The organism is Vibrio sp. M250220, from assembly GCF_036533795.1.
Taxonomy (GTDB): domain Bacteria; phylum Pseudomonadota; class Gammaproteobacteria; order Enterobacterales; family Vibrionaceae; genus Vibrio.
The window spans coordinates 1-2,057 of the sequence record NZ_JATABI010000113.1; the positions used below are offsets into that span (position 1 = coordinate 1).

Here is a 2,057-nt window from a genome sequence, read left to right on the forward strand (position 1 = left end):
ACGTTGCTATAACGACGCCGGATATATGTCGCAAGACCGTCGACCATCAATGTTAATCTCCGTTAAGGGTGCCTATGAAATAGCTTAAAGAAAAGACCGACATTAATTTCAATCAGGCCTTGCGAACAGCGAGGTGACCATATATGTCCCTTTGCTTGTCCTTTTGCTTTTTTACTTTTGCTTCTGGGATGGATTCTAAGACACAATATCTAATTAAAAGGGCTTGGTCGCCGTTGACCAAGCCCTTTTTGTAGGTAATGTCTTATTGTTTTTTTTTTGGGAATAAAGTCTCAATGTCAAGTGAGGCACAAAGGAATGTAACATTTTGTCTGTATATTGTAAGCTTGTTTTAGTAGATATTGTTTTGTTACATAGGTGATGTATATGTTGAAGTTTAGTTTGATGATTTTAATAGCGTCGGTATCTTTTGGGGTAAATGCGCATCCAAATAAAGAAATATTGAAAGGGTTTATTACTAGAGGTGATGTATCTAAGAGTATTGGAAATAGAAATGGTTTTGATAATCCATTTGAAAATAGCAATAAGCCCCAAGATTGGGCGAAATATGTTGACGGAGTTGTTCTGCAGGTGGAATGGAGCACATTGGAGCCTAGAGATGATGAATACAACTTTGAGATTATTAAGAATGCATTAAATACATTGAGGGAATATAACAAAGAGAATGGGACTAACTTAGGACTGAAGTTGCGAGTCTTCGCTGGGCAATATAGTCCTAGACATATACTCAATAATCCGAATATCGGTAGTACGTACGTCTCATACAGTTCTAGCAATGATCGAAAAGGTCGTATGGCTAATTTTTGGGTAAGTACATTTATGGATGAATATGTAGAGCTGCATAAAGAACTAGCGAAGGAGTTCGATAGCACGAGTACTGAAAACCGTGCACGCAATAACCGTAATGCAATACTGAGAGAAGTGTCTATTACAGCTTGCATGATGAAGAGTGCTGATATGCATAGAGCTGAAGATGGTGATAACTATCTTGATCGAGAGCGAGATAATAAGACTAATATTGGTGCTTTAATGGCAGCAGGGTTAACGTTTGAAAGTGATTTTGATTGTCAACTTGACCAAATTAGTAAAACGGCTGATATATGGAAAAATACTTGGGTCTCTGTTGCTAGGGCTCACTTTAATGATTATTCGAATCATTCAGGAATTAAGCCTAAAAGTGGTGAGCGTATGAACGAAAATTGGCCTCTTGCCGTATCTAAAATGAAACAAATAGTTAATAAGTGTCGCTCATACTCTAACTGCATTATTGGTAACAATAGCCTTGAATATAAAGAAACCAGAAATAATAATGCGGCATTCTTTGATCCTTCTAATGCTGTTTATTATGTATCGCAAAAATATAACCTAAGAGGCGATAATGTTGGTTTGAGAAAGGCGCCTATTTACTTTCAGACAGTTGTGAGCGTACAGAAGTATCCGGATGAAAATAAATCAAAAATTCATAATGTTATTAATAAAGCATTGGATGCAACAAACATTGTTATGATAGAACTTCCAACATTGAGTGCGCTTAAAAAATATAACTCAAATTATCTACGCTCTCAATCCATGCAGGATGTAAGGATGAGATTAAAAAATAATTAGCTTATCATTGTGGCCTAATATACCAGCGGATAAGCGATGCTTTCACTCATCCGCTGTGTTATACCCCTGATCATTGAACATGCTTGATTTTATTTAGAATCAGGATCATGCTACGAACCATGAAAATTACACTGACTTCTCAACAGAAACTGCAACTCGAACAAATGCACGACATTGAACGCGATAGTCGAGTTTGCGACCGTATTAAAGCAGTATTGCTTACCACAGAGGGGTGGAGTCAGACCATGATTTCTCAAGCTCTTCGCATTCATGAATCAACCGTTGCACGCCACCTTAGTGACTACGTTCTTTCTGAAAAACTTAAGCCTGAAAATGGCGGAAGCCAAAGCAAGCTTTCTGCTACTCAAACCATGCACCTAATCGAGCATTTGACTGAGAAAACCTATTCTCACACTCATCAAATTGTCGCCTAC

At 37.7% G+C, this 2,057-nt stretch carries 2 protein-coding genes; both read left to right on the forward strand.

Annotated features, from left to right (window positions below; all coding sequences use genetic code 11):
* The first annotated feature begins 384 nt into the window (after positions 1–384).
* Positions 385–1,623, forward strand: coding sequence for a hypothetical protein (locus tag QTN94_RS19650; RefSeq protein WP_331428611.1), 1,239 nt, complete (start codon positions 385–387; stop codon positions 1,621–1,623).
* 119 nt (positions 1,624–1,742) lie between these two features.
* The coding region (locus QTN94_RS19655) for a helix-turn-helix domain-containing protein (protein ID WP_331428612.1) at positions 1,743–2,057 on the forward strand (315 nt) is incomplete at its 3' end.

What these genes read in the sequence shown, in the direction of transcription:
- QTN94_RS19650 (WP_331428611.1), top strand. Translation starts at nt 385, where the DNA reads ATGTTGAAGTTTAGTTTGATGATTTTAATAGCGTCGGTATCTTTTGGG.